The organism is Halorubrum sp. Ea8 (genome assembly GCF_002252925.1).
Taxonomy (GTDB): domain Archaea; phylum Halobacteriota; class Halobacteria; order Halobacteriales; family Haloferacaceae; genus Halorubrum.
Genome location: NZ_NHPF01000032.1, coordinates 1 through 564, shown reverse-complemented (window position 1 = coordinate 564; position 564 = coordinate 1). Strand labels below are relative to the sequence as shown.

Sequence of the window (564 nt, the reverse complement as noted above, 5' to 3'; positions counted from 1 at the left end):
TCCCACAGCAACAGGAAGATCACGTGGTCTCGGCTCGCGTACCGGAACGTGTCGAGCGCATCGAGAATCTCGCGCGCGCGGTCGGCTCGAAGCACGTCGTCGTTGACTTCATCGCCGTCGCTAAGCTCCGGCATCGGGACCGACTCGCGGAGCCCGTCGCTCACCGCGTCGATCCCCGCCCAGAAGTCGAGCGCGACCCGAAGCGTCGAGAGATGATTCTTCAGGGTGACATTCTTGACCGACCCCTTCCGCCGGTTGAAGAACCGAAGAATCTCCCGCCCGGTCAAGTCGTTCAGGTTGTCGATTTCCCGATCCTCACAGAACTCAACGAACGGTTTCAGCCGATACTTGTGGTTCTGCCGGGTGTGGTCCGCGAGTTCCTCACTCCGGCTTTCGAGATACATCTCAACGCCTTCCTGCGGTGGGAGGGGTTCGAGATCGTCGCTCACGCTGACCCCTCCGTGTTCTTGGAGACCATCGACTCCGACCGATGAGCGGGTGTTAAAAAGAGAAGTTCCTGACGGGGGGAGTGAATCTGAAAGTGGTCGTGTCCGGCGATTGCGT

General features: G+C 60.1%; 1 protein-coding gene. It reads right to left on the bottom strand.

Annotated elements, in window-relative coordinates:
* The coding region (locus DJ74_RS02390) for a site-specific integrase (RefSeq protein WP_176451293.1) at window positions 1-449 on the bottom strand (449 nt) is incomplete at its 3' end.
* Window positions 450-564 lie beyond the last annotated feature (115 nt).